Origin of the sequence: Nocardioides currus (genome assembly GCF_003057875.1) — a bacterium.
Taxonomy (GTDB): Bacteria; Actinomycetota; Actinomycetes; order Propionibacteriales; family Nocardioidaceae; genus Nocardioides; species Nocardioides currus.
On record NZ_PYXZ01000020.1, the window covers coordinates 1 to 1,405 of the forward strand.

At 66.0% G+C, this 1,405-nt stretch carries 1 protein-coding gene; it reads left to right on the forward strand.

From position 1 onward, the window contains the following. Positions 1 to 121: 121 nt before the first annotated feature. Positions 122 to 1,360, forward strand: coding sequence for an IS256 family transposase (locus tag C7S10_RS21900; protein WP_108347070.1), 1,239 nt, complete (start codon positions 122 to 124; stop codon positions 1,358 to 1,360). Positions 1,361 to 1,405: the final 45 nt, after the last annotated feature.

Sequence of the window (1,405 nt, forward strand, 5' to 3'; positions counted from 1 at the left end):
AGGAGAGTCCCAGGGAGTGGTGGGGTTTGAGGGCCAGCGGCGAGGCGTGAAGACGTAGACGGCCATCGGCGGGATCTTCGGTGTGTACGGCCAAGCACTCATCGAAGAAAGAGGTCCACCGATGGCCTTGCCCCAGTCTGCCCTGTCCGAGCTCCTCGAGGCGTTCCGCGCCGGTGATGGCGTCGATCTGATCCGTGAATCGGTCCGAGTCGCTCTGCAGGAACTGATCGAACTCGAAGCCACCGAACGGATCGGCGCCGCACCCTATGAGCGCACTGAGGACCGTGTCAGCGAGCGCAACGGCCACCGGCCGCGGCAGTTGACCACCAAGGCCGGCGACGTCGAGCTACGGATCCCGAAACTCAGGAAGGGGTCGTTCTTCCCCATCATCCTCGAGCCCCGCCGACGCATCGACCAGGCGCTCTATGCGGTGGTGATGGAGGCCTACGTCCAAGGCATCAGCACGCGCAGCGTCGACGACCTGGTTGAAGCGATGGGCGCGGTCGGAATCAGCAAGTCGGAGGTCTCTCGGATCTGCGCCAACCTGGACGAGACCGTCGGCGCGTTCCGCACCCGCGCCCTGGACCACGTCGAGTTCCCCTACATCTACCTCGACGCGACCTACCTCCACGTCCGCAACGCACCGGGCAAGGGCGGCCAGGTCGTGTCCATGGCCGTGGTCGTGGCCACCGGCGTCACCGCGACCGGTGAGCGGGAGATCCTCGGCCTAGACGTGGGCGACAGCGAGGACGAGGTCTTCTGGCGCAGCTTCCTGCTGTCCCTGAAGCAACGCGGCCTGGCGGGCGTGAAGCTGGTGATCAGCGACCAGCACTCCGGCCTCGTGAAGGCGTTGAAGCGCGCCTTCCAGGGCACCGCGCACCAACGCTGCCGGGTCCACTTCGCCCGCAACCTCCTCGCCCACGTCCCCAAGGGGCAGGCCGAGCTGGTCGCGACCGCGTTCCGGATGATCTTCGCCCAACCGACTGCCGAGGACGTCGATGCGGCGTGGGACAAGACCCGTGACGAACTCGCCGCACGGTTTCCCAAGCTGGGTCCGTTGATGGACGACGCCAAGGCCGAGGTCCTGGCGTTCACAGCGTTCCCCCGTGAGCACTGGCGCAAGATCTGGTCGACCAACCCGCTCGAGAGAGTCAACAAGGAGATCAAGCGCCGTTCCCGGGTCGTGGGCATCTTTCCCAACTCGGCGGCGGTGATCCGGCTGGTCGGAGCGGTGCTGATCGACATGCACGACGAGTGGATCGCTGGCGACCGTCGCTACCTGTCCGAGGGATCTATGGCCAAGCTCTACGACACCAGCGATACTGACTCGGTCGCCGCCATCGAGAGCAGCGACGTGTAGGCACCGAGGATCACCTCAAAGCCCACCACCCCGCGGGGCTCTGTC

Coding starts and splice junctions, on each gene's coding strand:
- C7S10_RS21900 (WP_108347070.1), top strand. CDS start 122: ATGGCCTTGCCCCAGTCTGCCCTGTCCGAGCTCCTCGAGGCGTTCCGC.